This window comes from Lelliottia sp. GFLA7 (assembly GCF_056490165.1).
Window position 1 is genome coordinate 356,812 of sequence record NZ_JBWLAQ010000004.1, and the last position, 26,393, is coordinate 383,204.

Sequence of the window (26,393 nt, forward strand, 5' to 3'; positions counted from 1 at the left end):
GGGCCGTGGATCAGAAGAAGACCACGTACACAGCTGCCGCGACGATAAAGCGGTAGATAGCAAACGGAATGAACGAGATACGTTTGATGAGCTGCAGGAAGGTTTTAATCGCCACCAGCGCCACGAGGAACGCGGTCACAAAGCCCACGGCAAACATAGGGAAATCCGCCGCCGTCAGGAAGTGATAGCTCTTATAGAGATCCAGTGCGGTGGCACCCATCATCATTGGCACCGCCAGCAGGAATGAGAATTCCGAGGCCGCATAGCGGCTCACGCCCATCAGCATCCCGCCGGAAATGGTTGCGCCCGAACGCGAAAAGCCCGGCCACAGCGCCAGACACTGGAAGCAGCCAATCATAAACGCCTGACGATAGGTCATGTCATCCAGACCCGGCGCTTTCGGCTCTTTGGGTTTCAGCAGCTCTGCGGCTATCAGTAGCACACCGCCCACTACCAGCGCGTACATCACGTTGATAGGGTTAAACAGCGATTTGATAGCGTCGTGGAAAATCAGCCCCAGCACGACGGCTGGCACCATACCCAGCAGGATATGAATGAGCGTCAGGCGGCCTTTCCCTTCGCCTTCGTGCTGCGGCGGACGACCAAAATGAATGCCGATGAGACCAAACAGGCGTCGCCAGAACATCACCACCACGGCCAGGATAGAACCTAACTGAATGACCACTTCGAATGTTTTGGCTGTCTCTCCCTCAAAGCCCAGCAAATGACCGACGATGATCATGTGCCCGGTACTGGAAACCGGCAAAAACTCCGTCAATCCTTCGACCACACCCAATATTGCCGCCACCAGCAGCGAGTGCATATCGCTCATCTCATCAACCCTTATTAAAAAGTAAAAAACGGCTCACCACAGGGGTAGCCGCGAAAGATACAGCTGTAAGACCGGTATAACCGAAAATGGTTTAACAATGATGACGTTAATTGTTGCCTTTAAGATTTTGGCTACGCTCGATAATCACGCCGACGTTTGTCGCGCGTGCCACTGCGCCAGGCTTGCTGAGTTTGATGCGCACCCAGGGTGAATTGAACCGGCTTAACAGCAGATCCGCCACCTCTTCGGCCACGCGCTCCACCAGCGCGAAACGCTGCCCTTCGACATGCTTCACGACCGTTTCGCTGATATCCGCGTAGCTCAGGCAATCTTTTACATCGTCACTTTTGGCGGAGAGGCGGTTATCCCAGCCCATTTCGATATCGAACACCAGCTTCTGCTCGATGGTCTGTTCCCAGTCGTAAACACCAATTGTGGTGATTACCGAAAGTTGCTCTATAAATACAATATCCATCACGACCTGCCTGGTTTTTGGCTAAACCGGATACCACTCCCGGCGAATTATGCGTATTATCCACAGATGCAGAGAATACAGATACATTTTCAAAACGGAACAGCGTTATGAGTGCAATCGCGCCTGGAATGATCTTCCTCGCTTACCTTTGCGGCTCCATCTCCAGCGCCATTCTGGTCTGCCGCATCGCCGGATTACCTGACCCGCGCGTCAGTGGTTCCGGGAATCCGGGGGCGACCAATGTACTTCGAATTGGCGGCAAGAGAGCAGCCGTAGCGGTTTTGGTTTTTGATGTTCTGAAAGGGATGCTTCCCGTCTGGGGCGCATACATGCTGGGCGTCACGCCGTTCTGGCTGGGGCTTATCGCTATCGCCGCCTGCGTGGGCCATATCTGGCCTGTTTTCTTCCATTTTAAAGGTGGCAAAGGCGTTGCAACGGCCTTTGGTGCTATCGCGCCCATTGGCTGGGATTTAACCGGCGTGATGGCGGGAACCTGGCTTTTAAGCGTCTTACTGAGCGGCTATTCCTCGCTCGGCGCGATTGTCAGCGCGCTTATCGCCCCGTTCTACGTCTGGTGGTTTAAACCCCAGTTCACTTTCCCCGTTTCGATGCTCTCTTGCCTTATCCTGCTGCGCCATCACGACAATATTCAGCGTCTGTGGCGTCGCCAGGAAACTAAAATCTGGACCAAGTTAAAAAAGAAAAAAGCACCGAAATAAAAATTCTCTAAGCCCGGTACGTATAACGATATCGGGCGTTTCCTTCCTCGCATCATCATCTTTTCCTATGACAAAAAACGCCAACGGCTGATCCATACTCGAACGATTCGGGAATGCGTTCACAGGGGCGAAATCTTGCAGGGCACACCAGCAAAAAAGCACACCCACGGCTGGCAGGCTTCGCTCGCGTTGCAGTTTTGTCACACCCCTGAAAAAACGGTTCTACACTCGGCGCGACACGTCGGCCCCCTCACCGTTCAACGCCCGTTTTATCCCGAAGAAGAGACCTGCCACCTTTACCTTTTGCATCCCCCGGGCGGCATTGTGGGTGGCGATGAACTCAACATTTCCGTTCAGCTTGATCCAAACAGCCATGCGCTTATCACCATGCCCGGCGCCAGCAAGTTCTACCGCAGCAGCGGTCCGCTGGCGCGGCTGAATCAGCACTTCTTTCTGGAAGAGAACGCCACGCTGGAATGGCTGCCGCAGGACACGATTTTTTTCCCCGGCGCTAACGCCGCGCTGCAATCTGTTTTTCACCTGCATCATTCCAGCCGGCTACTGGCCTGGGAGCTGTTCTGCCTGGGCCGTCCGGTGATCAACGAAACCTTTAGTCACGGCACCATTGAAAGCCGACTGGAGGTGTGGCTGGACGATGAACCGCTGTTAATTGAGCGCCAGCATCTTGCCGACGGCGATCTCACGACCGTCGCCAATTACCCGTGGATCGGTACGCTGCTCTGCTATCCGGCCAGCGACGCACTGCTGGAAGGCGTGCGGGAAAAACTCGTCACGCTGGATAATTTTGCGGGCGCGACGCTCACCGATGGCCTGCTGTCGGTACGCTTTCTTTCGCACGACAACCTGATTTGCCAGCGGGCGATGCGCGAAATCTGGCAGTGGCTTCGCCCGCACGTCATCGCCAAAACGCCCCACCCGCCTCGAATCTGGCAGACCTGAGAGACCTTTATGGAACTGACCCCAAGAGAAAAAGACAAGCTGTTGCTGTTTACCGCCGCGCTGGTCGCGGAACGTCGCCTGGCCCGTGGCGTCACGCTGAACTACCCGGAATCGGTCGCGCTGATCAGCGCCTTCATTATGGAAGGCGCCCGCGACGGGCAAACCGTGGCGGAACTCATGGAAGCCGGTCGTCATGTGCTGACGCGCGCGCAGGTGATGGAAGGCGTGCCAGAAATGATCCCGGATATTCAGGTAGAAGCCACGTTTCCGGACGGTTCGAAGCTCGTCACCGTTCACAATCCGATCGTATAGGGGGAAGCATGATCCCAGGCGAATATCAGATTAAATCCGGACAGATCGCCATCAACGCGGGGCGTGAAACCAAAAGCACGATCGTCGAAAACCATGGCGATCGGCCGATCCAGGTGGGATCTCATTACCATTTTTACGAGGTGAATCCCGCGTTGAAGTTTGATCGCGAAGCCACCAAAGGCTATCGCCTTAATATTCCTGCTGGCACCGCCGTGCGTTTTGAGCCAGGGCAAAAGCGCGAAGTAACGCTGGTATTGGTGGCTGGCGCACAGCGCATTTTCGGTTTTCGCGGCGATGTGATGGGCGATCTGGAGATAAAAAATGGCTGAGATTTCACGCCAGGCATATGCCGATATGTTCGGTCCAACGACGGGCGACAAAGTGCGACTGGCCGATACAGACCTGTGGATCGAGGTCGAAAACGATCTCACGATCTATGGTGAAGAGGTGAAGTTCGGTGGCGGAAAAGTAATTCGCGACGGCATGGGCCAGGGGCAAATGACGGCGCAGGACTGTGTAGATCTGGTGCTGACCAACGCGCTGATCGTCGATCACTGGGGGATCGTGAAAGCGGATATCGGCGTCAAAGACGGCAGGATCTTCGCCGTGGGTAAAGCCGGTAATCCGGATATTCAGCCCGGCGTGACGATCCCGATTGGTGCCGCAACCGAAGTGATCGCCGCCGAAGGTAAGATCGTCACCGCAGGTGGGATCGACACGCACATCCACTGGATCTGCCCGCAGCAGGCGGAAGAAGCGCTGGTTTCCGGCGTGACCACCATGATTGGCGGCGGAACTGGCCCGGCGGCGGGCACGAATGCCACTACCTGCACGCCAGGGCCGTGGTATATCGCGCGTATGCTCCAGGCCGCGGATACATTACCCGTGAATATTGGTCTGCTCGGCAAAGGCAACGGCTCGAATCCTGACGCGCTGCGCGAGCAAATCGCAGCGGGGGCCATTGGTCTAAAAATTCACGAAGACTGGGGTTCTACGCCTGCGGCGATCAACTGCTCTTTGAGCGTCGCCGAGGAGATGGATATTCAGGTGGCGCTGCACAGCGACACGCTGAACGAGGCGGGTTTTGTCGAGGACACGCTGGCCGCCATTGACGGTCGCACCATTCATACGTTTCATACCGAAGGCGCGGGCGGCGGCCATGCGCCTGATATTATCACTGCCTGCGCGCACCCGAATATTTTGCCCTCCTCCACCAACCCCACGCTGCCGTACACGGTGAACACTATCGACGAGCATCTGGACATGCTGATGGTTTGCCATCATCTCGATCCCGATATCGCCGAGGACGTGGCATTCGCTGAATCGCGCATTCGCCGCGAAACCATCGCCGCGGAAGATGTCCTGCACGATATCGGCGCGTTCTCGCTGACGTCATCGGATTCGCAAGCCATGGGGCGCGTCGGCGAAGTGATTATCCGCACCTGGCAGGTCGCGCATCGGATGAAGGTGCAGCGCGGTGCGCTGGCGGAAGAGTCCGGCGATAACGACAACTTCCGCGTGAAGCGTTACGTCGCAAAATACACGATCAATCCGGCTCTGACTCACGGCATCGCCCATGAAGTCGGCTCCGTTGAGGCGGGGAAACTGGCGGATCTGGTGGTCTGGTCCCCCGCGTTCTTTGGCGTGAAACCCGCCACGATCGTGAAAGGCGGGATGATTGCCTGCGCGCCGATGGGCGATATCAACGCATCTATTCCTACGCCGCAGCCCGTACATTATCGCCCGATGTTTGGCTCGCTGGGCGCGGCACGTCATGCCACGCGCCTGACGTTTATTTCACAAGCCGCGGACGCCAACCGCATCCCGCAACAGCTCAATCTGCAAAGCGCGATTGCAGTCGTGAGAGGCTGCCGGACGGTGAAAAAAGCCGACATGATCCACAACGGCCTGCAACCGAATATCACCGTCGATGCACAAACCTACGAGGTGCGTATCGACGGCGAACTCATTACCAGCGAACCGGCAGACGTATTGCCGATGGCGCAACGTTATTTTCTGTTTTGAGGAGCGACGATGATCACCTTAACCCAACGCCTTGACCATGCGCACCCCGTGACCGCCAGCGTCACGCTGCCAATTGATATCCGGGTGAAAAGCCGCGCCAAAGTGGAATTGAACGATGGCCGCGAAGCGGGGCTGATGCTGCCGCGCGGCCTGTTGTTACGCGGTGGCGATTTGCTCTCCACAGACGACGGCAGCGAGATTATCGAAGTGATCGCCGCGCCAGAATCGGTGTCCGTCGTGCGCTGCGCCGATCCTTATTTGCTCGCCCGCGCCTGTTATCACCTCGGCAACCGTCACGTACCGCTGCAAATCATGCCAGGCGAACTGCGCTATCACCACGATCACGTCCTTGACGACATGCTGCGTCAGTTTGATCTTGACGTGACTTTTGCGCATCTGCCGTTTGAACCGGAAGCTGGGGCGTATACCAGCGACGCCCACAGTCATTCTCACGCGCATTCGCATTAGGAACACAATGGAACACAACCGCCAGCAGTTGCGCCTGATGCAGCTTTCCAGCAGCAGTTTGCCGGTGGGCTCTTTCACCTGGTCGCAGGGGCTGGAATGGGCGGTAGAGGCGGGCTGGATAACGACCGACGCCGAATTTAAGCGCTGGCAGATCCAGCAGATGGAGCAGAGTTTTTTCTGCGTCGATTTGCCGCTGTTCATCCGCCTGTATCGCGCCTGCGAGCAGAACGACGCGGTGAGCGCCAGACGCTGGACCGCGTATCTGCTGGCCTGTCGCGAAACGCGCGAGCTGCGTGAAGAAGAACGCAATCGCGGTGCCGCGTTTACCCGACTGATTAAAAGCTGGGAACCAGACTGCCCGCAAGAATGGCTGCCGCTGTTTTCGCAAAGTCAGCTGTGCGGTATGGCGTGGCTGGGCGTGCGCTGGGAAATAAGCGCTCACGAGCTGGCGTTGAGCCTGGGCTATAGCTGGATCGAAAGTGCGGTGATGGCGGGCGTCAAACTGGTGCCCTTCGGGCAACAGGCCGCCCAGCGTTTGATTATCGAACTGAGCGACCATTTTGCCGCAGGGCTTGAACACGCGTGGCGACGCGGCGATGACGAACTGGGCGCGGCAACACCGCTTTCGGCCATTGCCTCGGCGCGTCACGAAACACAATATTCACGGTTATTCCGATCATGAGGTTTCACAATGGCTGATTACAAACATCCCCTGCGCGTTGGCGTGGGTGGCCCGGTGGGTTCGGGAAAAACCGCGCTGCTGGAAGCGCTGTGCAAAGCAATGCGCGACCAATACCAGTTGGCGGTGGTGACCAACGATATTTACACCAAAGAGGATCAGCGCATCCTGACCGAAGCAGGCGCGCTGGAGCCGGATCGGATCGTCGGCGTGGAAACGGGTGGTTGCCCGCATACCGCCATTCGCGAAGATGCCTCGATGAACCTCGCGGCCGTCGAAGCGCTCAGCGAAAAATTCGGCAATCTGGATCTGATTTTTGTCGAGAGCGGCGGCGATAATTTAAGCGCGACGTTCAGCCCGGAGCTGGCGGATCTGACGATTTACGTCATCGACGTGGCGGAAGGCGAGAAGATCCCGCGTAAAGGCGGGCCGGGGATCACGAAATCCGATTTCCTGGTGATCAATAAAACCGATCTGGCCCCTTACGTCGGCGCATCGCTTGAGGTAATGGAGCGCGATACGAATCGTATGCGCGGCGAACGCCCGTGGACGTTTACCAATCTGAAAGTGGGCGACGGCCTGAATAAGATTATTGGATTTTTGGAAGATAAAGGGATGTTGAAGGTGTAGTGAGTTGCCCGGTCAGCAGGGTGCCGCCGGGCAAAACCGTTACGCTGCTGGCAGTTCCGCCAGCGGCCAGCGCGGACGCACGGACACGCTCAAATCAGCCGTCGCACCGCCTTTCACGCGCACCATGCCCGCATAGGCAATCATTGCACCGTTATCAGTACAAAACTCCGGACGCGCGTAAAACACTTCTCCACGACGTTTTTGCATCATCTCCGCCAGCCGGGTCCGCAGCGTGCGGTTAGCACTCACCCCCCCCGCCATCACCAGACGCTTAAAACCGGTCTGATCCAGCGCGCGTTTGCATTTGATCATCAGCGTATCCACGACGGCATCTTCAAAAGCGCGAGCAATATCAGCGCGAGTCTGATCGTCGTTTTCGTTATTACGGATCGTGTTCGCGGCGAATGTTTTCAGACCGGAGAAACTGAAATCCAGCCCTGGACGGTCGGTCATTGGGCGCGGGAAGACAAAGCGTTTTTCAACACCCTGTGACGCCAGTTTAGAGAGCATCGGGCCGCCTGGATAATCCAGGCCGAGCAGTTTGGCGGTTTTGTCGAATGCTTCACCGGCGGCATCATCAATGGACTCGCCCAGCAGTTCATACTCGCCAATACCCGTCACGCTGATAAGCTGGGTATGACCGCCAGACACCAGCAGCGCCACAAACGGGAATTCAGGTGGATTCTCTTCGAGCATCGGCGCCAGAAGATGCCCTTCCATGTGGTGAACTGGAATCGCAGGCACATCCCACGCAAACGCCAGCGAGCGGCCAATCGTCGCGCCCACTAAAAGTGCGCCCACCAGGCCAGGGCCTGCGGTGTAAGCGACCGCATCGATATCTTTCGCGGTTAAACCCGACTCTTTTAATGCCGCCTGAATCAGCGGAACCGTTTTACGCACATGGTCACGAGAGGCCAGTTCAGGCACCACGCCACCGTAATCAGCGTGTAATTTCACCTGACTATACAGTTGGTTGGCTAACAGACCTTTTTCGTCGTCGTAAATGGCGATGCCGGTTTCATCGCAGGATGTTTCAATACCCAGTACACGCATGGCTAATTTTACCTCTTTTCAATACCGCGCAGTTTAGGTCGATTGCGAGGTGATGTATACCCTCAGGATTGCAGCGTCGACAGCGCGGATCCGCGGTAGCGCAGGAACAACGAGGTAAATGGGGTGAGAAAGGCAAGCCATCGGGCCTGTCGTTTGACAGGCAAAAGGGGTAAAACTTTGTTCGCCCCAGGAAGATCGGTCGTGTATACTCCCTTTCCTTATAAAAGTCCCTTTCAAAATCGCGCCGGTGCTTTACAAAGCAGCAGCAATTGCAGTAAAATTCCGCACCATTTTGAAATAAGCTGGCGTTGATGCCAGCGGCAAACCGAATTTATTAAAGGTGAGAGTTACATGCCGGTAATTAAAGTACGTGAAAACGAGCCGTTCGACGTAGCACTGCGTCGCTTCAAGCGTTCATGCGAGAAAGCAGGTGTTCTGGCGGAAGTTCGTCGTCGTGAGTTCTATGAAAAACCGACTACCGAACGTAAACGCGCTAAAGCTTCTGCTGTGAAACGTCACGCGAAGAAACTGGCTCGCGAAAACGCACGCCGTACTCGTCTGTACTAATCTGTTGGGGGCTTCCGCCCTCAATTGTCAGACCGAGTTGTAGTCGTAAGGCCGTGCTTCCGAAAGGAATGCGCGGCTTATTTTCGTTTATGCATCAGCACTTACACGAAATTATTCACGCTGGTTCACCGCGCGCTGTTTGCGCAGAGACCGCCTGATAAAACGTGTAATTAACGGGGCCTATGGCTGGACGAATTCCACGCGTATTTATCAATGACCTGTTGGCCAGAACCGACATCGTCGATCTCATCGACGCGCGGGTAAAGCTAAAAAAACAGGGCAAGAACTACCACGCGTGCTGTCCGTTCCATAACGAAAAAACCCCTTCTTTCACCGTGAACGGTGAAAAACAGTTTTACCACTGCTTCGGCTGTGGCGCACACGGTAACGCTGTCGATTTTTTGATGAACTACGACAAACTTGAGTTCGTAGAAACCGTCGAAGAACTGGCCGCGATGCATAACCTTGAAGTGCCTTATGAAGCGGGCAGCGGTCCAACACAGATAGAGCGCCATCAACGGCAAACGCTGTATCAGTTGATGGAAGGCCTGAATTCTTTTTACCAACAGTCTTTGAAGCAATCTGCCGCTGAGCCTGCGCGTCAATATTTGAACCAGCGCGGATTAAGCGACGACGTTATTGCGCGTTTCGCTATTGGTTACGCCCCGCCCGGCTGGGACAACGTGTTAAAGCGTTTTGGCGGCAATAGCGAAGATCGTAAATCGTTGATCGATGCGGGCATGCTGGTCACTAATGACCAGGGACGAAGCTACGACCGCTTCCGCGAGCGGGTGATGTTCCCCATTCGCGATAAGCGAGGCCGGGTGATTGGTTTTGGTGGACGCGTGCTGGGCGATGCCCTGCCGAAGTACCTCAACTCCCCGGAAACCGATATTTTCCACAAAGGTCGTCAGCTTTATGGCCTTTATGAAGCCCAACAGGATAATGCTGAACCCCGGCGTTTACTGGTGGTCGAAGGCTATATGGACGTGGTTGCACTGGCACAGTTCGACATCAACTACGCGGTTGCGTCGTTGGGAACGTCCACCACTGCCGACCACATTCAGCTGCTGTTCAGGGCGACGAATAACGTTATCTGTTGTTACGACGGAGACCGTGCCGGACGCGAAGCCGCCTGGCGCGCGCTGGAAACAGCACTGCCTTACATGACCGATGGGCGTCAGTTACGCTTTATGTTCCTGCCCGACGGTGAAGATCCCGATACGCTGGTGCGTAAAGAAGGCAAAGAGGCGTTCGAAGCGCGGATGGAAGTGGCTCAGCCGCTCTCCACGTTTTTGTTTAACAGCCTGATGCCGCAGGTGGATTTGAGTACTCCGGATGGTCGTGCGCAGCTCAGTACGCTGGCGCTGCCGTTGATTACTCAGGTTCCAGGCGAAACGCTACGTATCTATTTGCGACAGGAACTTGGCAACAAGCTTGGCATTCTGGATGACAGCCAGCTTGAACGTTTAATGCCGAAACTGTCTGAAAACGGCGCGGTTCGCCCCGCTCCACAGCTAAAACGCACAACCATGCGTATACTGATAGGGTTACTGGTTCAAAACCCGGAGCTGGCACCGCAGGTACCGTCGCTGGTCGGATTGAATCACGAGAGGTTGCCTGGACTAGGCTTGTTCTCAGAACTGGTTAATACGTGTTTGTCACAGCCAGGTCTAACGACGGGACAACTTTTAGAGCATTATCGCGGCACAAAAGAGTCCGCTACCCTTGAAAAACTGTCGATGTGGGACGATATAGCAGATAAGGATATTGCAGAAAAAACGTTCACCGACTCGCTGAACCATATGTTTGATTCGATGCTTGAGCTGCGCCAGGAAGAGTTAATCGCTCGCGAGCGCACACACGGTTTGAGCAGCGAAGAACGCCGGGAACTCTGGATGTTAAACCAGGAACTGGCCAGGAAATAAAAAGACAAAATCATTCACGTTGTATCAAGGCAGCAAGAAAAAGAATGCCTCGGAGTGTACACAAGTACATGACCAGGATTCGAGAATGCAGCTAACGCAGAGACAACGTGAAGGATGAAGTATTTAACGGCTTAAGTGCCGAATATCGATCGGGAAGCCCCCGGCAGCCGCACTGAGAGGCAGCGGCACAAATATAAGTACGCCCTCGCTTTAAATGTTGGTAGCTGCACCGCCGACACCAATCAAACGAAATAAGTGTGGATACCGTCTTATGGAGCAAAACCCGCAGTCACAGCTGAAACTTCTTGTCCAACGCGGTAAGGAGCAAGGCTATCTGACCTATGCCGAGGTCAATGACCATCTGCCGGAAGATATCGTCGATTCAGATCAAATCGAAGACATCATCCAAATGATCAATGACATGGGTATTCAGGTGATGGAAGAAGCACCTGATGCCGATGATCTGTTGCTGGCTGAAAACTCCAACAACACCGATGAAGATGCTGAAGAAGCCGCTGCACAGGTTCTGTCCAGCGTTGAATCTGAAATCGGTCGTACCACTGACCCGGTGCGTATGTACATGCGCGAAATGGGAACCGTTGAACTGCTGACCCGCGAAGGCGAAATCGACATCGCGAAACGCATCGAAGACGGGATCAACCAGGTTCAGTGTTCTGTTGCCGAGTACCCGGAAGCGATCACCTATCTGCTGGAACAGTACGATCGCGTAGAAGCAGAAGAGGCGCGTCTTTCCGACATCATTACCGGTTTCGTCGATCCTAACGCTGAAGAAGAAGTCGCTCCGACTGCTACTCACGTTGGTTCTGAGCTCACGAAAGAAGAGCGTGAAGAGAACGAGGAAGAAGACGAAGAAGACGAAGAAGAAGAAGACGACAACAGCATCGATCCTGAGCTGGCTCGCGAGAAGTTTGGCGAACTGCGTACGCAGTACGAACTGGCCCGCGACACCATCAAAGCAAAAGGCCGTAGTCACGCCGCTGCGAAGGAAGAGATCCAGAAGCTGTCTGACGTGTTCAAGCAGTTCCGCCTGGTACCAAAGCAGTTTGATTACCTGGTCAACAGTATGCGCGTCATGATGGATCGCGTGCGTACTCAGGAACGCATCATCATGAAACTGTGCGTTGAACAGTGCAAAATGCCGAAGAAAAACTTCATCACACTGTTCACCGGCAACGAAACCAGCGAAACCTGGTTCAACGCTGCTATCGCCATGAACAAACCGTGGTCTGAAAAGCTGCACGACGTCTCTGATGATGTTCAGCGTGGCTTGCAGAAACTGCGTCAGATTGAAGAAGAGACCGGCCTGACCATCGAGCAAGTGAAAGACATCAACCGTCGTATGTCTATCGGCGAAGCGAAAGCCCGTCGTGCGAAGAAAGAGATGGTTGAGGCGAACTTGCGTCTGGTTATTTCTATTGCGAAGAAATACACCAACCGCGGTCTGCAGTTCCTGGATCTGATTCAGGAAGGCAACATCGGTCTGATGAAAGCGGTAGATAAGTTTGAATACCGTCGTGGTTATAAATTCTCCACTTACGCAACCTGGTGGATTCGTCAGGCGATCACCCGCTCTATCGCGGATCAGGCGCGCACCATCCGTATTCCGGTGCATATGATTGAGACGATTAACAAGCTCAACCGTATTTCTCGCCAGATGCTGCAAGAGATGGGCCGCGAGCCAACGCCGGAAGAATTGGCTGAACGCATGTTAATGCCGGAAGACAAGATCCGTAAGGTGCTGAAAATCGCGAAAGAGCCAATCTCCATGGAAACGCCAATCGGCGACGATGAAGATTCGCATCTGGGTGATTTCATCGAGGATACTACCCTCGAACTGCCGCTGGACTCTGCGACGACCGAGAGCCTGCGTGCTGCCACTCACGACGTTCTGGCTGGCCTGACCGCCCGTGAAGCGAAAGTCCTGCGTATGCGTTTCGGTATCGACATGAATACCGACCACACGCTGGAAGAAGTGGGTAAACAGTTCGACGTAACCCGCGAACGTATTCGTCAGATCGAAGCGAAGGCACTGCGCAAACTGCGCCACCCTAGCCGCTCTGAAGTTCTGCGTAGCTTCCTGGACGATTAATCGGTCCTGGAATTAAAAAAGCTCCCTACGGGGAGCTTTTTTTATATCTCTATAGAATAGAGCTAGTTCTATGGCTAAATTTCCCGTCCTGAAAATGATCAGGAGAAGACGTCATTAACGCCCCCGCACCACCAGCGCTTCATCCAGCTCCCGATAGGCTTCCACCAGTTTATCCAGCGTCGCTCTGTTGAGTCCGCTTGGATTGGGCAGCACCCACACCTGCGTCATGCCGATCGTGATTCTTTGCTTGCCCCACTGCGCCCCGCGCTGGCTAAACGCCTGCTCATACGCCTGCTTACCGAGGATCGCCAGCGCTGCAGGCTGATAGTCCTCAATCTTTTTGACCAACTCCCTGCCGCCACTGCGCAATTCATGCAAATTCACCTCATTCGCCTGCACCGTGGGCCGTTCGACCAGCATGGTAATGCCGCAGCGGGTATCCAGCAGATGCTGCTCCTCTTCTGGCTTGAGAAGTTTGTCGGTAAAGCCGGCCTGATGAATCACCTTCCAGAAACGATTCCCTGGATGGGCAAAGTGAAAACCCGTGTGCGCCGATGACTTCCCCGGGTTGATCCCGCAGAACACCACCCGCAGCCCGGGCGCAAGAATATCGTTGATCATCCCATTCTCCCATCAATACATCATGTAGTTAGTATAAAGGATTGATTATGCATTGTTTATAAAAACAGCAGGCAGGTGTGAATGGCTGGATTGCGCGGCAGAGTTACTTTATAATTCACCGCCACGGCCCCTTAGCTCAGTGGTTAGAGCAGGCGACTCATAATCGCTTGGTCGCTGGTTCAAGTCCAGCAGGGGCCACCAAACACAGCAAGGGCTGGAGAGAAATCTTCGGCCCTTTTGCTTTTTTTGGGGATATGCCGGGGATATTTGCTGCAACTATTAGAGTGTTATGCGATCCGGCACATACGCTTTGCACCAGCAAGACGCAGAGGGTTTGGTAAAACTCGAGTCAATAGAAAGCTGACCTGCTGCAAAGTGACACACCCGCTGAACAACACGATGAGCTGATACGTTGCCCCAAAGAATCACTATGTCCGCTCACCACTCCAACCACGCGGCCGATTCAGGGCAGAGCTTTTATAACCCTTCCTAAAACGCCCCTCAGCCAGTTCAGAGGCATATCGTTATCGGATTTTTTATGCCACAGCAGCGAGAGCGGAATCTCAGGCGTCTGTATCGGAACCGGGCTACAGCGTAAGCCGTAATGAGTCACCCAATCGGCCGCCAAACCAGACGGGACGGTCGCTAAAGCCGGTATGCGTTTCAAAAGAGGCGGTAAGGAGGAAAAATGCGGCGTAACGTAACGCACCTTTCGTGATTGCCCTTGCAATGCTAATTGATCGTCAATGGCGCTCCATGTCGATCCTCGATAGGACACCAGCACGTGATCGTGCTCCACGTAATTTTTCACCGTCAGCGGCGCTGCCAGCGAAAGCTGTTCGGGGTGCCAGAGCGTACTAAAGTTGAGTGAACGGATATTTTCGCGCCTCAACGTAGCGGCGGTGCTCTGCCCCACCGAAATCGCCAGGTCTATCTCCCTTTGCAGCACTTGTTTACCATCCCGGAAAGGATCGCTGGCACTGACCTGCAGAGTGATTCCTGGAGCCTTACGTATGACATATGCCTGCAATTCCGGCATCAGCCAACTTTCCACCCAGTCGCTCATACCCAGCCGAAAAACATGGCTTGCACTCGCCGGTGTGAATGACGCTGGCTGAAAAAGAACATGCTGCATCTGTTCCATCAAGGGCCCGAGTTCAGCGATTAACGCTTCGGCGCGCGGCGTAGGAATCATGCCGCCTGCGGTGCGAACAAACAGCGGATCGTTAAACATTTCACGCAATCTCGCCAGCGCATTGCTGACCGCCGGCTGCCCCAGATGCAATTTTTCGGCTGCACGTGACACGCTGCCTTCCCGCTGCAGGACTAACAGCACGGTCAGCAAATTCAGATCGATACGATGAAAATCATTTTCTCTAATAGTGAACATTATCTTAATCAATTTGAGTGATAGTGATGGGTTCAGGATACTGCTCAGCACATTCAAATAACATTGAGTACGACAATTTTATGAAAATGATACTGGCACTGATGACGTCACTCCTCTTTTCCAGTCCGCTTCTGGCGGCCACGCAGGCTAACCCTCTGGGTGAACAGGCTCCCGGATATTATCGAATGACACTGGGAAAACTGCGCATCACAGCCGTCTCTGACGGCACGGTGACGGTTCCATTGGATAAACTGCTCACCAACATCACACCGGACACATTACGTCTGGCGATGGCCAAAGATGCCATGACGCCGCAAGCCGAGACGTCGATCAATGCTTACGTTATTGACGATGGCAAAAAGCGCATTCTGGTAGATACCGGTGCAGGTGAACTATTTGGCAGCGCGGGTGGGCATCTGCAGAAAAATCTTGCCGCCGCAGGCTATCCGGCTGATTCGATTGATGCCGTATTGCTCACCCATATTCACGCCGATCACTCCGGCGGAGTATCACGCTCGGGCAAACCGGCCTTTCCAAACGCAGACGTGTATGTGGATAAACGAGACGTGGAATTCTGGCTTAATCCGTCCAACATAAATCAGGTGGAGGCCAGCCAGGCACACACCTTTGCGGAGAGTGAAAAAACCCTTCGCCCGGTCATCAATGCCGGTCGGTTGAAAACCTTCCTGGCGCCTGCAACGCTCCCGGAGGGGATCCGTGCTGAATCTACTGCGGGCCACACACCGGGTAGCGTGCTGTATCGTGTGGAAAGCGAAGGCCAGACGCTGATCTTATGGGGCGATATTATTCACGCCAAAGCGGCACAAATGCCCGATCCGCACGTCGCTATCCACTTTGACGTCAATCGCCAGCAGGCAGTGACAACGCGGGAACGCGTACTCAAACAAGCTGCAGATCACAACGTTTTGGTCGCTGCCGCACATATTTCATTTCCGGGGCTAGGCCACGTGAAGCATGAAGGCAGCGGTTACCGCTGGGTGGCAACAAATTATACGACCCAGCTCGCGCAATAACGTCTTCACTCCGTACGAGTAAAAGCATTGGATGCCGGAAAACCACTTGCTCATACGAATTCAGAACAGGAATGTGGTTATCCGGCGGTCGCAAAAAGACGGAAGTTAATGCGCAGGAATCCGGGCAATCACTTTGATTTCGAAATCAAATCCCGCAAGCCAGGTCACGCCAACGGCCGTCCAGTTTGGGTAAGGGGGATGCGGGAAAATAGCCTGCTTTACCTGCATGATGGTTGAAAATTGATTTTCCGGATCGGTATGAAAGGTGGTGACATCAATCAGATCGTCAAAAGTACACCCCGCTGCAGCAAGCGTTGCTTTCAGGTTATCAAACGCCAGCTGCACCTGAGCGGTAAAATCTGGCTCTGCCGTGCCATCGTCGCGGCTTCCTACCTGGCCGGAAACAAACAGCAAATCACCGGAACGGATCGCGGCAGAATAACCGTGCTCTTCATAGAGAGCGTGCCGGCTGGCAGGGAAAATCGGTTCGCGCTTAATCATAGGATATCCTGTACTTTGCCAATGTGAGAAAACGTCAGCGCAGCACGGACAGATGATTTAATATACGCTGCGTATGTTGAATTAATAACACATACGCGTCGTATGTCAAATGAAGATGGAGAAGATAGGGTGGCTAAACGTCGTACTGAAACGATGGAAGAGAACCGTGCAAAGTTAGTCATGGCAGCGCGTAAAGCGTTTGCTGAAAGAGGCTTTGCCGCGTCATCCATGGATGAATTAACGGCCAGCGTGGGCCTGACACGCGGAGCGCTCTACCACAATTTTGGCGATAAAAAGGGATTGCTGGCCGCGGTTGTTGCCCAGATGGACGGTGAGATGGCGCAACGTGCCAAAGCCGACGCCGCACATGCCAGCGACGATTGGGAACGGCTACTGGCTGAAGGCGTCGCCTATATCAAGATGGCGTTAGACCCCGAAGTGCGCCGTATCGTATTGCTCGACGGCCCGGCCTTTCTCGGGGATCCCGCTCAGTGGCCCAGTCAGAATAATTGTCTTGAATCCACCCGCCAGACCGTTAAAAAAATGCTCGAGCGAGGGGTTCTTAAAGCGGTGGATGCTGACGCTGCAGCCCATATGTTAAATAGCGCCGCGATGAATGCTGCTCTGTGGGTCGCGGCGAGTAACGATCCCGAGAAGGCGCTTCCGCGCATTATCGAGGTGTTTACCCAGCTGGCAAGCGGCTTGTGCAAGTCTGCTCAAGTATAATGAACAGATAGAAGACCCCACATCTGTGCGACTGAGTGGGTCTGGCTTTTGAGGTCAAGATGACAACATTTTCGTATCCCTACACGCTCCACGATCTTCTCTGTCTTCGTCAATTCAATGAGATCCACGGCGCTTTGCACACAGAAGCCAGTGATAAAGAGATTGTCGAATGGGCGGAGCGACAGGTTATGCAGGGCAATGACTCTGAAACAGTGCTGATTCTTGCCTCATTAAATCTGGATAAGCATCCCAATTCAGATGAAGTCAGAATGTATCTCGACCGTTATTTGCTTGAATCGGGCCAATCCTTGCCGGATGCAAAAATCAGCGCGTTGATTTGGCTCAAATTACAGCTGTGGAATATTATTCAGTGTGAAGACGCCAAAAAAGCGGAAACGGTGTTATATGATTTCGCCATCGCGTATCTGGATTTCCCGCCACCGTTTTTCACCAGAACATGCCGCTACTTCAATTGGCTGTATTACCGTCTCTATGACGATCTCGGCGGTGAATATCAAACGTTAGCCTCAGAGATGAGTGACTCCGCGTTGCTGTCTTACATCAAAAGCCATACAACGCCATTTTATCGCGTGCTGTCAGATAACGAATGGTTGGATTTTCTTACAAGCGAATAAGACAAAAACCGCCGCCGCGTACGGTTTCGTATTGTCATGTCATCACAAATGGTATCTTGATTCAGAAGGGAGAATGGACGCTCTGGAGCGTCCGAATTGATAACGATGGGTGATGTTTCAACTCACACCAGGGCGCGGAGTTGCTCACGCATATAGGCAGAAAAATATTCAGGGTTTTTGATCACGATGTGGCTCCCGGACTCAATTTTTTCAGCCCACCCCGCCACCTTCTGAGTAAAACCGGCATCCCATCCCTCTTGGGCGCCGCGTGCGGTGACATCGTCTGCGCTAGCGGGGACACCTATCTCTTTCAAATACTTAAACATCCCCTTCGCGGTGCTTTCATCCATTGACTGTGGCGCTGATGCGGAGGTATCCATCCCACCAATGAAATCCAATGCTTTATCAATTACTGCAGGCATAGTCTTATCCTTAAAATTAACCACGTAACGAATAAGCTTCTTGTATGGCCCAAATTCGCTTTCAATACCAGGAGATCGCTAACACTTTTACATTTCGGCTCAGAAAGGGTGCCGTTTTGTCCCTTTATGACAAGCCGCTGGAAGGTTGCAGCCAGGCCGGGTAATCGACCTGCTCTGTGGTAAGTCCGCCCCTAAAGACAAAACCCACTTCAAAACTAAAGAAATCCCCCATCGCGCCGATCATCATCCGTGTGTATTATTTCCTGTAGCTGTGACAACAACTAACTTTAACTCAAATACTTAAGCGCCAAAGCGAAAGGCATCATGAGCACACCGATCAAACGGCTAGAAATCATTAAAAATGCCATTGAACTGGAAGATGACGACATCATCCTGAGCCAGCTGGCACGACTGAGAAGCGAAGCGTTTGATGACGAGCTGTTGGCGATCGTCACGGCGCTTGAGAATCAAAACTATACCGCGGCAATGGCAGCGATCACCGCATGGCTGCAGAGCCAGCGGGCGATGACGCAGTGGCGCGATCCGCAGGTGGCTGCGAGCAAGCTTGAACTCAAAGCGCTGGAAGAGCGCCTGCGCGACCTGATTGACCGTCGTAATGCGCGCGTTCAGCAGTTGGATGAGTTCAACGATCTCTATTTCTCCCGTCTCGGCCCGCTGATGTCGCAAATCCTTCAGCTGCGTAAAACGCTCGCGGAACTGAATCTACGCCGTCAGCAGGCGGAAGCGCGCCGTCGCGAAGAGGATTATCGTCGCTGTCAGCAATATATGTCGCAGGCCGTCGAGGTGCTAGCGACGCTGACACAGCGCTGGCGTGAACTGCCAGCCGATTCCGTTCAGGCCGCCGATGCGCGTAAACTCCTGCAGCAGCAAAGCGACCTGATTGCCAATTTGCTGGCCGAAGCGCAAGAGCTGGAGAGGGGCTTAACGCGTGAAGAAGAAGAGGAACCAGCGCGTCAGGCACGCGACGAAGCCAACGAAGAGTACGAAAAATACCGCGAGCAGCATCACGACGCCGAAGTGCGTCTGCGCAAAGGCAAAGCGTTGTCGGAAGAAGATCAGAACGAGCTAAAACGGCTCTGGCGTCAGGCGAGTAAACTCTGCCACCCGGATCTGGTGGCGGACGATCTGAAAGACGAAGCCAATACCATGATGGTGCAGCTGAATCAGGCCAAACAGCGCGGAGATGTGAAAGCGATTCGCTCACTGGTCGCCCGCCTGCAACAGGGCTTTGAGCCGATAATGGCCAGCGACAGGTTGAACGATCTTGAGCGTATTCGCAAAAAGATGGCACAGGTTCGCGAGCAAATCGACACGCTGGTCAGCGAGCTGGCCGAGCTGGAAAAAGAAGAATCCTGGCTGCTGGTCTCCACGCTGAACAATATGGAATCCTATTTCACCCAGCAGGAAAAGGCGCTGCGCGAGGTCCGCACAGCGCTCGAGCTGCAGGTCAACGAAGCGCAGCTGGATTCCGCAGCTTAGCTACTTAGCGTGCCAGTATGCACTGGCACGCACCAGTTGCTGATCAATGGCGTCGGTTTCAAACTGGCGGCTCAGGTTTTTAACCACCTTCCCTTCCCCGGTCAGCCAGATAAAGTAATCTGCTGCTGGCACGCTCAGCGCCGCCAGTTGGTCAGCCACTGCCTGCTCGCTGTGACCCACAATCCAGGTAATCTCAAACTCGCTCAGGTGCGCCAGATAGTCTTTGTAAGACGCATCGCCCACGGTGACGACGGCATGAATCTCCGGACGGTTCGGCAACTGAGCAATCGCTTCGAGACGGCGGCGCAAAGCTGGCATTCCTGATTCATCGCACACGTACAATTGCCATGCGTAATCTTCCGGCACCACCAGAGAGCCGCGCGGGCCGCCGATGGTCAGCTTATCGCCCTCTTTCGCCTGGACAGCCCAGTTGCTCGCCAGGCCTTCCTCATGAACAAAGAAATCCAGCACCAGCTCGTGGCGCGCCTCATCGTACAGCGGTGTGTAATCGCGTGCCTGCGGGCGTACGCCATCACCCCAGTCGATGCCTTCGTCGGTCACCACCGGCGGTGAAAACGTCGTACCAGGAGCCGGGAAAAAGACTTTGGTGTGGTCGTCAAAACCCTGGGAGCTGAAACCTGCCAGAGCCTCGCCGCCTAAGACAATGCGCTGGAAACCAGGACTGACACGCTCTACGCGCAGCACGTTTAGCTCGCGAAAACGCAGTTCATTACGGACACGTTGTGGATAGCGGGTTGATGTCATTTCTCTGCCTTTAAATGTGAATACGATATATCTAAATATATTTTAAATGATAATGATTGCTAACAAACCGGATTGCAAGTTTTTTTTGATACAGTGAATTCCGCGAAAAACCGCAATGTTATAATCAAATTAAAATATTAAAATTCAATTAGTTAAACAATAACCAGCAAAGATAATTGCTAATTTATCTAATTTAGATATAAATTAGATATATCAAATTAAGGAGGGAAACTATGAGACACACACACGACGATGACGACAGAAGCCACCGCCACCACGGGCGCGGCGGGGAACATCACGGCGGCGGCGGACGCCGTCAGCGGTTTTTTGGTCACGGAGAGTTAAGACTGGTGATTCTGGACATCCTGACGCGTAACGCCAGCCACGGCTATGAGCTGATCAAAGAGATCGAAAGCATGACGCAGGGGAATTACACCCCCAGTCCCGGCGTGATTTACCCTACCCTCGATTTTTTGCAGGATCAGACGTTTATCACCATTTCGGAAGAAGAAAACGGGCGCAAAAAGATCGCCATCACCGTTGCCGGACAGCACTGGCTGGATGAAAATCAGGAACATCTGGAGCACATTCAGACGCGTATCAAAGCGCGCTGCGTAGGGTTCCAGTTGCGTAAAAATCCGCAGATGAAACGGGCGCTGGATAACTTTAAAGCGGTGCTGGACCTGAGAGTGAATCAGGGAGAAATCAGCGACGCACAGATCAAGCAGATTATCGGCGTAATCGACCGTGCGGCGCTAGAGATCTCCCAGCTGGATTAAACCAACGCGTCCTCGCGCACGCGGAACACTTTGACCAGCTCTTTCAGGTGCATGGCCTGATCGTTCAGGGATGCCGCTGCGGCCACAGACTCCTCCACCAGCGCGGAGTTCTGTTGAGTGGTCGAGTCGATCAGACCAATTGCGCTGTTGATCTGCGAAATGCCTTCGGTCTGTTCGTGGCTGGCCTGGCGAATATCGCGCAGGATCAGATCCATCCCTTCCACATTTCCGACCATACCGTTAATCAGCGCGCTGGCTTTTTCGACCAGGCTCATACCGTCCTGAGTCTGGCTGCTTGAGCTTTCGATTAACTGGCGGATTTCGCTGGCTGAGGAGGCGCTCTTCTGTGCAAGCTGGCGAACTTCACCCGCCACCACCGCAAAACCACGACCGTGTTCGCCCGCACGCGCCGCTTCCACCGCCGCATTTAGCGCCAGAATATTGGTCTGGAAAGCAATGGCGTCAATGAGGTTGATGATATCGGACATCCGGTTGGAGGTTTCGTTAATCAGGCGCATTTTTTGCGTCACCTGCTTCATCATCTCGCCGTTGCTTTTCACCACCGTTGCAGCGTCTGCGGAGAGGTTCGTGGCTTCACCCGTATGCGCCGCCGTGTTTTTCACCGTCGCGGTAATCTGCTCCATGGATGCAGCAGTCTGTTCAACAGAGCTGGCCTGCTCTTCGGTACGCGCCGCCAAATCCTGATTGCCTGCCACAATCTGCGCTGCCGCGCTGGAGATATTCTCCGAGCCGGTTTGCACCTGTTGCACAATTTCCAGCAGACGCGTTTTCATTTCCATCAGCGCATGCAGTAGCAGACCCGTTTCGTCTTTAGAACGCGTGGTGATATTGCGCGTCAAATCCCCTTCTGCGATGGCTTCTGCAAAGGAGACCGCCTCGCCCAGCGGACGCGTAATGGAACGCACGATAAACCAGCCAATCGTGCTGCCAATGATCACACTGAGAACCGTCAATAACACCAGCAGCAGGCGGTTAGATTTAAAATCACTGTCGACCTGCTGACCCGCGTTTTGCATCTCGTTGTTCTGCACTGCGATCAGCTCCTGCACTTTCGTCTTGTAGGCTTGTTGCAGGTCCACGGTTTTGGTCATCATTTCCTGGATTGCGCCCGCACGGTCGTTGTTTTGCACGGCCTGTAAAATACGGTAACGGGAGTCCAGATATTCCTGACGCACTGCAGCGATGCCCGCCAAGATTTGCTGCGATTTTTTATCTTGCAGGGAGCGATTCAGGTCGGTGAGGATCACGGTGATACGCTCGCTCAGCTCTTTCAAATGCTGCTGAGACTGTTCCGTATAGCGACCCTGTTCGTCCAGCAGCATGATTTGCTGAGTGCTTACAAACTCCTGGAAGTTTTCGATTAACTGATTGGCTTTCACCGTTGTCGGATAATCGTTGTTAATGATGGACTGCATCCCGTTATTTGCTCGGTTCTGGCTCATGAGCGACAGGCTGGCGCTCACCACCATGAGTAAAATTAAGAACCCAAAAGCCAGAAATAATTTCGTGCCGATCTTTACGCCATGTAAAAACATATATACTCCATCAATGTGATTATTTCTCAGACGATCAGCGTTATCGGTAACTTACGCGCTAACTTTATGACTTTGATCGTTTTTATATTTCATAACCCTAGAAATGGATAGGCGCAATCTATTAATAATCGCCCATTGATCGATACAGAACCCTAAGTTCTGCTGTTTTTGAAATAGCGCTTGGATAAGTTGGCTTAGGTTGGGATATAAAACTGATGAACTTTTTTTAGTTATTTAATATTAAATCAACAATAATCAATAAATATCACAACTCTATTTGCAACGTAAAAAGCCGTTTATTCCATACGAAATAAACGGCTTTTTGGAACATAATTTCACTTAATGGAGCACGGTAACCGCATCCTCAAGTCGGCCTGCGCGCTGCTTCACCATCGCCGAAACGCGCGCGCTTTCTTCTACCAAATCGGCATTTTTCTGCGTAATGCTGTTCAGCTCTGCCACCGCACGCGTCAGGTCAGAAAGCCCGGTCGCCTGTTCAGACGTTGAATGGCTGATTTGCGCGATCAGGCGCGTGACGTTTTGCACCTGCTCGACGATGTCATCCATCGTGCGCCCCGCAGCATGAACCTGATCGGACCCCGACTGCACCTTGCTGGCGCTGGCGTCGATCAGCTTGCGAATATCATTGGCAGCATTGGCGCTACGGCTCGCCAGGTGACGCACTTCACCCGCCACGACGGCAAAACCTTTCCCTTGCTCCCCCGCGCGTGCCGCTTCAACCGCCGCATTCAGCGCCAGAATGTTGGTCTGGAAAGCGATATCGTTAATCAACTTGGTGATAGAACCGATGCGCTGGGTGCTGTCGGCGATTTCGTCCATTGTTTTCACCACGGTCTGCATCGCATTCCCGCCTTCAGACGCCGCACCGCTGGCCACCATCGAGAGTTTGTCTGCTGCCGCGGCGGTTTCAGAATTGCTCTGCACCGATGCGGCCATCTGATTCATGGTCGCCACCGTCTGCTGCACATTTTCGACCGTCTGACGGGTGCGATCGTTCAGGTCTTCATTGCCTTTAGCCAGACGATCGCTCCCGTCACGCACGCTGACCACCTGGTTTGACACATCATTGATCAACCAGCGGCACATCAGGCCTAACTGGCCGATGGCGCGCAGGGTCAATCCCAGTTCATCGCTGCGATTAAGATGCTCGACGCTGTTGCGATCGCCCGTGGCGACTTTTAGCGCCTGACGCGCAACGTTTTCAACCGGACGCACAATTTGCTGCTCAAAGAGCATTGTGCCGAGCAGCATCACCGCTGCACTCACGCCCAGTGCAGCCCAACTGGCATTCGTCGCGACCAACGACACAACGAGCATGGCAAATAATCCCGTCATCACACCGCGCACACGCCAGCGCAGCGGCATCGCCGGTAATTTCCCCAGCCAGCCCTTACTGACCACCAGCCCTTTGTGCACACGCTTATTGCATCGTCCTTCGTTGAGGGCTTTATACAGCGGCTCTACGGCCGCGATCTCCTCCGCTTTGGCGCGGGTACGAATGGACATATAGCCTGTCACCTTCCCACCACGCACCATCGGTACGGCATTGGCACGCACCCAATAGTGATCGCCATTTTTGCGACGGTTTTTAACAATTCCGCTCCACGGCTCGCCCTGTTGCAGGGTGAACCACATGTCAGCAAAGGCCGCTTTTGGCATATCCGGATGGCGCACCATGTTGTGCGGTTGTCCCATCAACTCTTCCAGTTGGTAGCCACTCACTTTTACGAACGTATCGTTGGCGTGAGTCATATAACTGTTGAGATCGGTGGTGGACATCAAGGTGGTATCGTCGTTCAGAGGATATTCATTCTGAGTGACATACGTTTGAGAGGACATTATGGCTATACCTTGCAGGTTATTTGATTGTTAATTTTGTGTCTTGATCCTTTTTCGGCGGTTACCAATTTATCTTTAGTTGTTAAAATTGATCCAGATCGCAATTTGCGTTTAAACCGCACTTTTTGTACGCTTTTATAATTAATTGATTTGTAATACTTTCCTTCAGAAATTACCCACAAAGACCTAACTGTTAAGCACCCCTTAATAATGTGATTATGCACTACTACAGTGCAATTGACCTTATTCGGAGCAAATGGTCCGCAAAAAAGCCCACCCGCAAACCTCGAATTCACTGCCCGGCGCGATTAAATTTTGCGCAACATTATTTTAACCTGGCGTTTATCCCGATTTTCAGCGTGCCCCGAGATGTGGCGTAAACCCTGCAATAATTAATTCAGTATCATGTGATACGCGATACCCCGGAGCTTATTTTGAACAGGTTACCTTCCAGCGCCTCGGCTCTTGCCTGCACCGCGCACGCACTGAATCTCATTGAAAAGCGAACGCTTGATCATGAGGAGATGAAACAACTTAACCGAGAGGTGATTGATTACTTCAAAGAACATGTGAACCCGGGTTTTTTAGAGTACCGAAAATCTGTTACCGCTGGCGGGGATTACGGAGCCGTAGAGTGGCAAGCGGGAAGTCTGAATACGCTTGTTGACACCCAAGGACAGGAATTTATCGATTGCCTGGGTGGTTTTGGAATTTTCAACGTGGGGCACCGTAATCCAGTTGTGGTTTCCGCCGTACAGAATCAGCTCGCCAAACAACCCCTTCACAGCCAGGAATTGCTCGACCCGCTTCGCGCGATGCTCGCGAAAACGCTGGCGGCGCTCACGCCTGGCAAATTGAAATACAGCTTCTTCAGCAATAGCGGCACGGAATCGGTCGAAGCGGCGCTTAAACTCGCCAAAGCCTACCAGTCTCCGCGCGGCAAATTTACCTTTATCGCCACCAGCGGCGCATTCCACGGTAAATCGTTGGGTGCACTCTCGGCAACCGCCAAATCCACTTTCCGCAAACCGTTTATGCCGCTGCTGCCGGGTTTCCTCCATGTGCCGTTCGGGGATATCAACGCGATGCGCACCATGCTGACCGAATGCCGTAAAACCGGTGATGACGTGGCAGCGGTGATCCTGGAACCTATCCAAGGTGAAGGCGGCGTGATCCTGCCACCGTTAGGCTATTTACCGGCGGTCCGTAAGCTGTGTGACGAGTTCGACGCGCTGCTGATACTGGATGAAGTCCAGACCGGTATGGGCCGCACGGGCAAAATGTTTGCCTGCGAGCATGAAAACGTCCAGCCCGACATTCTCTGTCTGGCGAAGGCGCTCGGCGGCGGCGTGATGCCGATTGGGGCGACGGTGGCCACTGAAGAGGTGTTCTCGGTACTGTTCGATAACCCGTTCCTGCACACCACTACGTTTGGCGGCAACCCGCTCTCCTGTGCGGCGGCGCTGGCCACCATCAATGTTTTACTTGAGCAGAACTTACCCGCTCAGGCAGAACAGAAAGGTGACATGCTGCTGGATGGGTTCTTGCAGTTAGGCCGCGAATACCCGGATCTGGTGCAGGACGCACGCGGCAAAGGGATGTTGATGGCGATTGAATTTGTGGATAACGAAATCGGCTATAGCTTCGCGAGCGAGATGTTCCGCCAGCGGATATTGGTGGCCGGAACGCTCAACAACTCGAAAACCATTCGTATCGAACCGCCGTTAACGCTGACGATTGAGCAGTGTGAGCAAGTACTGAAAGCGACGCGTACAGCGCTGGCCGCACTGCGTGTATCCGTTGAAGAGGCTTAGTATTCGGCCCCCTCTCGGTCCTGAGAGGGGGT

At 53.7% G+C, this 26,393-nt stretch carries 28 protein-coding genes and 1 tRNA gene; 18 read left to right on the forward strand and 11 right to left on the reverse strand.

The genetic code is table 11. The features are described from left to right. Positions 1 to 10 precede the first annotated feature (10 nt). Entirely contained in the window at positions 11 to 832 is an 822-nt protein-coding gene (bacA, locus tag AC07RN_RS14765; RefSeq protein ID WP_015960447.1) for an undecaprenyl-diphosphate phosphatase, read from the reverse strand. Positions 833 to 938: 106 nt separating this feature from the next. Further along, a complete protein-coding gene (gene folB, locus AC07RN_RS14770) occupies positions 939 to 1,307 on the reverse strand; it encodes a bifunctional dihydroneopterin aldolase/7,8-dihydroneopterin epimerase (RefSeq protein WP_015960448.1) in 369 nt (122 codons plus the stop codon). 107 nt (positions 1,308 to 1,414) lie between these two features. Between folB and plsY the strand changes: the two genes are divergently transcribed. From plsY to ureG, 8 genes are all read left to right on the forward strand, one after another. Then, the gene (plsY, locus tag AC07RN_RS14775; RefSeq protein ID WP_015960449.1) at positions 1,415 to 2,026 is read left to right on the forward strand and encodes a glycerol-3-phosphate 1-O-acyltransferase PlsY; all 612 of its coding nucleotides are present in this window, start codon (positions 1,415 to 1,417) and stop codon (positions 2,024 to 2,026) included. Positions 2,027 to 2,161: 135 nt separating this feature from the next. Next, positions 2,162 to 2,986, forward strand: a complete 825-nt coding sequence (locus AC07RN_RS14780; protein WP_478336704.1) for an urease accessory protein UreD — start codon at positions 2,162 to 2,164, stop codon at positions 2,984 to 2,986. Between the two features lie 9 nt (positions 2,987 to 2,995). Further along, the gene (locus tag AC07RN_RS14785; protein ID WP_015960451.1) at positions 2,996 to 3,298 is read left to right on the forward strand and encodes an urease subunit gamma; all 303 of its coding nucleotides are present in this window, start codon (positions 2,996 to 2,998) and stop codon (positions 3,296 to 3,298) included. An 8-nt stretch (positions 3,299 to 3,306) separates the two neighbouring features. Next, complete coding sequence (locus AC07RN_RS14790; protein WP_235134086.1) at positions 3,307 to 3,627, forward strand: urease subunit beta; 321 nt, start codon at positions 3,307 to 3,309, stop codon at positions 3,625 to 3,627. Continuing rightward, positions 3,620 to 5,323, forward strand: coding sequence for an urease subunit alpha (ureC, locus tag AC07RN_RS14795; protein WP_478336705.1), 1,704 nt, complete (start codon positions 3,620 to 3,622; stop codon positions 5,321 to 5,323). Before AC07RN_RS14790 ends, ureC begins: the two co-directional genes overlap by 8 nt. A 9-nt stretch (positions 5,324 to 5,332) precedes the next feature. Then, the gene (ureE, locus tag AC07RN_RS14800) at positions 5,333 to 5,791 is read left to right on the forward strand and encodes an urease accessory protein UreE (protein ID WP_133631453.1); all 459 of its coding nucleotides are present in this window, start codon (positions 5,333 to 5,335) and stop codon (positions 5,789 to 5,791) included. 7 nt (positions 5,792 to 5,798) lie between these two features. Further along, a complete protein-coding gene (locus AC07RN_RS14805; RefSeq protein WP_015960455.1) occupies positions 5,799 to 6,473 on the forward strand; it encodes an urease accessory protein UreF in 675 nt (224 codons plus the stop codon). A 9-nt stretch (positions 6,474 to 6,482) separates the two neighbouring features. Then, entirely contained in the window at positions 6,483 to 7,100 is a 618-nt protein-coding gene (gene ureG / locus AC07RN_RS14810; RefSeq protein ID WP_186752148.1) for an urease accessory protein UreG, read from the forward strand. 39 nt (positions 7,101 to 7,139) lie between these two features. Here the strand turns inward: ureG and tsaD are convergent, their stop codons facing one another. After that, on the reverse strand, positions 7,140 to 8,153 hold the full coding sequence (gene tsaD, locus AC07RN_RS14815; RefSeq protein WP_133631456.1) for a tRNA (adenosine(37)-N6)-threonylcarbamoyltransferase complex transferase subunit TsaD: 1,014 nt from the start codon (positions 8,151 to 8,153) through the stop codon (positions 7,140 to 7,142). A 351-nt stretch (positions 8,154 to 8,504) separates the two neighbouring features. Here tsaD and rpsU point away from each other — a divergent pair, with 351 nt between their 5' ends. The 3 genes from rpsU to rpoD all read left to right on the forward strand — a co-directional run bounded on the left by rpsU (position 8,505) and on the right by rpoD (position 12,758). Further along, positions 8,505 to 8,720 carry a 30S ribosomal protein S21 gene (gene rpsU / locus AC07RN_RS14820; RefSeq protein WP_001144069.1) on the forward strand — a complete coding sequence of 72 codons (216 nt, stop codon included), beginning with the start codon at positions 8,505 to 8,507 and terminating at the stop codon, positions 8,718 to 8,720. A gap of 182 nt (positions 8,721 to 8,902) precedes the next feature. Next, positions 8,903 to 10,648, forward strand: coding sequence for a DNA primase (gene dnaG, locus AC07RN_RS14825; protein ID WP_478336706.1), 1,746 nt, complete (start codon positions 8,903 to 8,905; stop codon positions 10,646 to 10,648). Positions 10,649 to 10,862: 214 nt separating this feature from the next. After that, positions 10,863 to 12,758, forward strand: a complete 1,896-nt coding sequence (gene rpoD, locus AC07RN_RS14830) for an RNA polymerase sigma factor RpoD (protein ID WP_015960459.1) — start codon at positions 10,863 to 10,865, stop codon at positions 12,756 to 12,758. Between the two features lie 114 nt (positions 12,759 to 12,872). Here rpoD and mug read toward each other — a convergent pair whose 3' ends face one another. After that, entirely contained in the window at positions 12,873 to 13,379 is a 507-nt protein-coding gene (gene mug / locus AC07RN_RS14835; protein WP_015960460.1) for a G/U mismatch-specific DNA glycosylase, read from the reverse strand. 125 nt (positions 13,380 to 13,504) lie between these two features. Here mug and AC07RN_RS14840 point away from each other — a divergent pair. Next, positions 13,505 to 13,580: transfer RNA gene (locus AC07RN_RS14840), tRNA-Ile, on the forward strand. A 262-nt stretch (positions 13,581 to 13,842) separates the two neighbouring features. Here AC07RN_RS14840 and AC07RN_RS14845 read toward each other — a convergent pair. Next, positions 13,843 to 14,769, reverse strand: coding sequence for a LysR family transcriptional regulator (locus AC07RN_RS14845; RefSeq protein WP_478336729.1), 927 nt, complete (start codon positions 14,767 to 14,769; stop codon positions 13,843 to 13,845). Between the two features lie 80 nt (positions 14,770 to 14,849). On the opposite strand from AC07RN_RS14845, the gene AC07RN_RS14850 reads away from it, so the two are divergent. Continuing rightward, positions 14,850 to 15,803, forward strand: coding sequence for an MBL fold metallo-hydrolase (locus AC07RN_RS14850; RefSeq protein WP_478336707.1), 954 nt, complete (start codon positions 14,850 to 14,852; stop codon positions 15,801 to 15,803). Between the two features lie 105 nt (positions 15,804 to 15,908). On the opposite strand, the gene AC07RN_RS14855 is transcribed toward AC07RN_RS14850, so the two are convergent. Further along, complete coding sequence (locus AC07RN_RS14855; protein ID WP_478336708.1) at positions 15,909 to 16,304, reverse strand: RidA family protein; 396 nt, start codon at positions 16,302 to 16,304, stop codon at positions 15,909 to 15,911. Positions 16,305 to 16,457: 153 nt separating this feature from the next. Between AC07RN_RS14855 and AC07RN_RS14860 the strand changes: the two genes are divergently transcribed. Beyond that, on the forward strand, positions 16,458 to 17,030 hold the full coding sequence (locus AC07RN_RS14860; RefSeq protein ID WP_478336730.1) for a TetR/AcrR family transcriptional regulator: 573 nt from the start codon (positions 16,458 to 16,460) through the stop codon (positions 17,028 to 17,030). A gap of 59 nt (positions 17,031 to 17,089) precedes the next feature. Beyond that, positions 17,090 to 17,665 carry a hypothetical protein gene (locus AC07RN_RS14865; RefSeq protein WP_478336709.1) on the forward strand — a complete coding sequence of 192 codons (576 nt, stop codon included), beginning with the start codon at positions 17,090 to 17,092 and terminating at the stop codon, positions 17,663 to 17,665. A gap of 122 nt (positions 17,666 to 17,787) precedes the next feature. Here the strand turns inward: AC07RN_RS14865 and AC07RN_RS14870 are convergent, their stop codons facing one another. Beyond that, complete coding sequence (locus tag AC07RN_RS14870) at positions 17,788 to 18,087, reverse strand: DUF1889 family protein (RefSeq protein WP_407440147.1); 300 nt, start codon at positions 18,085 to 18,087, stop codon at positions 17,788 to 17,790. Positions 18,088 to 18,211: 124 nt separating this feature from the next. Continuing rightward, positions 18,212 to 18,334, reverse strand: coding sequence for a hypothetical protein (locus tag AC07RN_RS14875; RefSeq protein ID WP_478336710.1), 123 nt, complete (start codon positions 18,332 to 18,334; stop codon positions 18,212 to 18,214). Between the two features lie 77 nt (positions 18,335 to 18,411). On the opposite strand from AC07RN_RS14875, the gene AC07RN_RS14880 reads away from it, so the two are divergent. Further along, positions 18,412 to 19,587: a DNA repair protein gene (locus AC07RN_RS14880; RefSeq protein ID WP_235134100.1), complete on the forward strand. Its 1,176-nt coding sequence runs from the start codon at positions 18,412 to 18,414 to the stop codon at positions 19,585 to 19,587. On the opposite strand, the gene AC07RN_RS14885 is transcribed toward AC07RN_RS14880, so the two are convergent. Continuing rightward, positions 19,588 to 20,352 (reverse strand): siderophore-interacting protein, encoded by a 765-nt coding sequence (locus AC07RN_RS14885; protein WP_478336711.1) that lies wholly within the window; start codon positions 20,350 to 20,352, stop codon positions 19,588 to 19,590. Positions 20,353 to 20,585: 233 nt separating this feature from the next. Between AC07RN_RS14885 and AC07RN_RS14890 the strand changes: the two genes are divergently transcribed. Continuing rightward, a complete protein-coding gene (locus tag AC07RN_RS14890) occupies positions 20,586 to 21,131 on the forward strand; it encodes a PadR family transcriptional regulator (protein ID WP_478336712.1) in 546 nt (181 codons plus the stop codon). Here the strand turns inward: AC07RN_RS14890 and AC07RN_RS14895 are convergent. Together AC07RN_RS14895 and AC07RN_RS14900 are read right to left on the reverse strand one after the other, a co-directional pair. Continuing rightward, the gene (locus tag AC07RN_RS14895; protein ID WP_478336713.1) at positions 21,128 to 22,687 is read right to left on the reverse strand and encodes a methyl-accepting chemotaxis protein; all 1,560 of its coding nucleotides are present in this window, start codon (positions 22,685 to 22,687) and stop codon (positions 21,128 to 21,130) included. The genes AC07RN_RS14890 and AC07RN_RS14895 overlap by 4 nt on opposite strands. Before the next feature lie 339 nt (positions 22,688 to 23,026). Then, positions 23,027 to 24,547 (reverse strand): methyl-accepting chemotaxis protein, encoded by a 1,521-nt coding sequence (locus AC07RN_RS14900; protein WP_478336714.1) that lies wholly within the window; start codon positions 24,545 to 24,547, stop codon positions 23,027 to 23,029. 434 nt (positions 24,548 to 24,981) lie between these two features. On the opposite strand from AC07RN_RS14900, the gene ygjG reads away from it, so the two are divergent. Continuing rightward, the gene (gene ygjG, locus AC07RN_RS14905; protein ID WP_478336715.1) at positions 24,982 to 26,361 is read left to right on the forward strand and encodes a putrescine aminotransferase; all 1,380 of its coding nucleotides are present in this window, start codon (positions 24,982 to 24,984) and stop codon (positions 26,359 to 26,361) included. Positions 26,362 to 26,393: the final 32 nt, after the last annotated feature.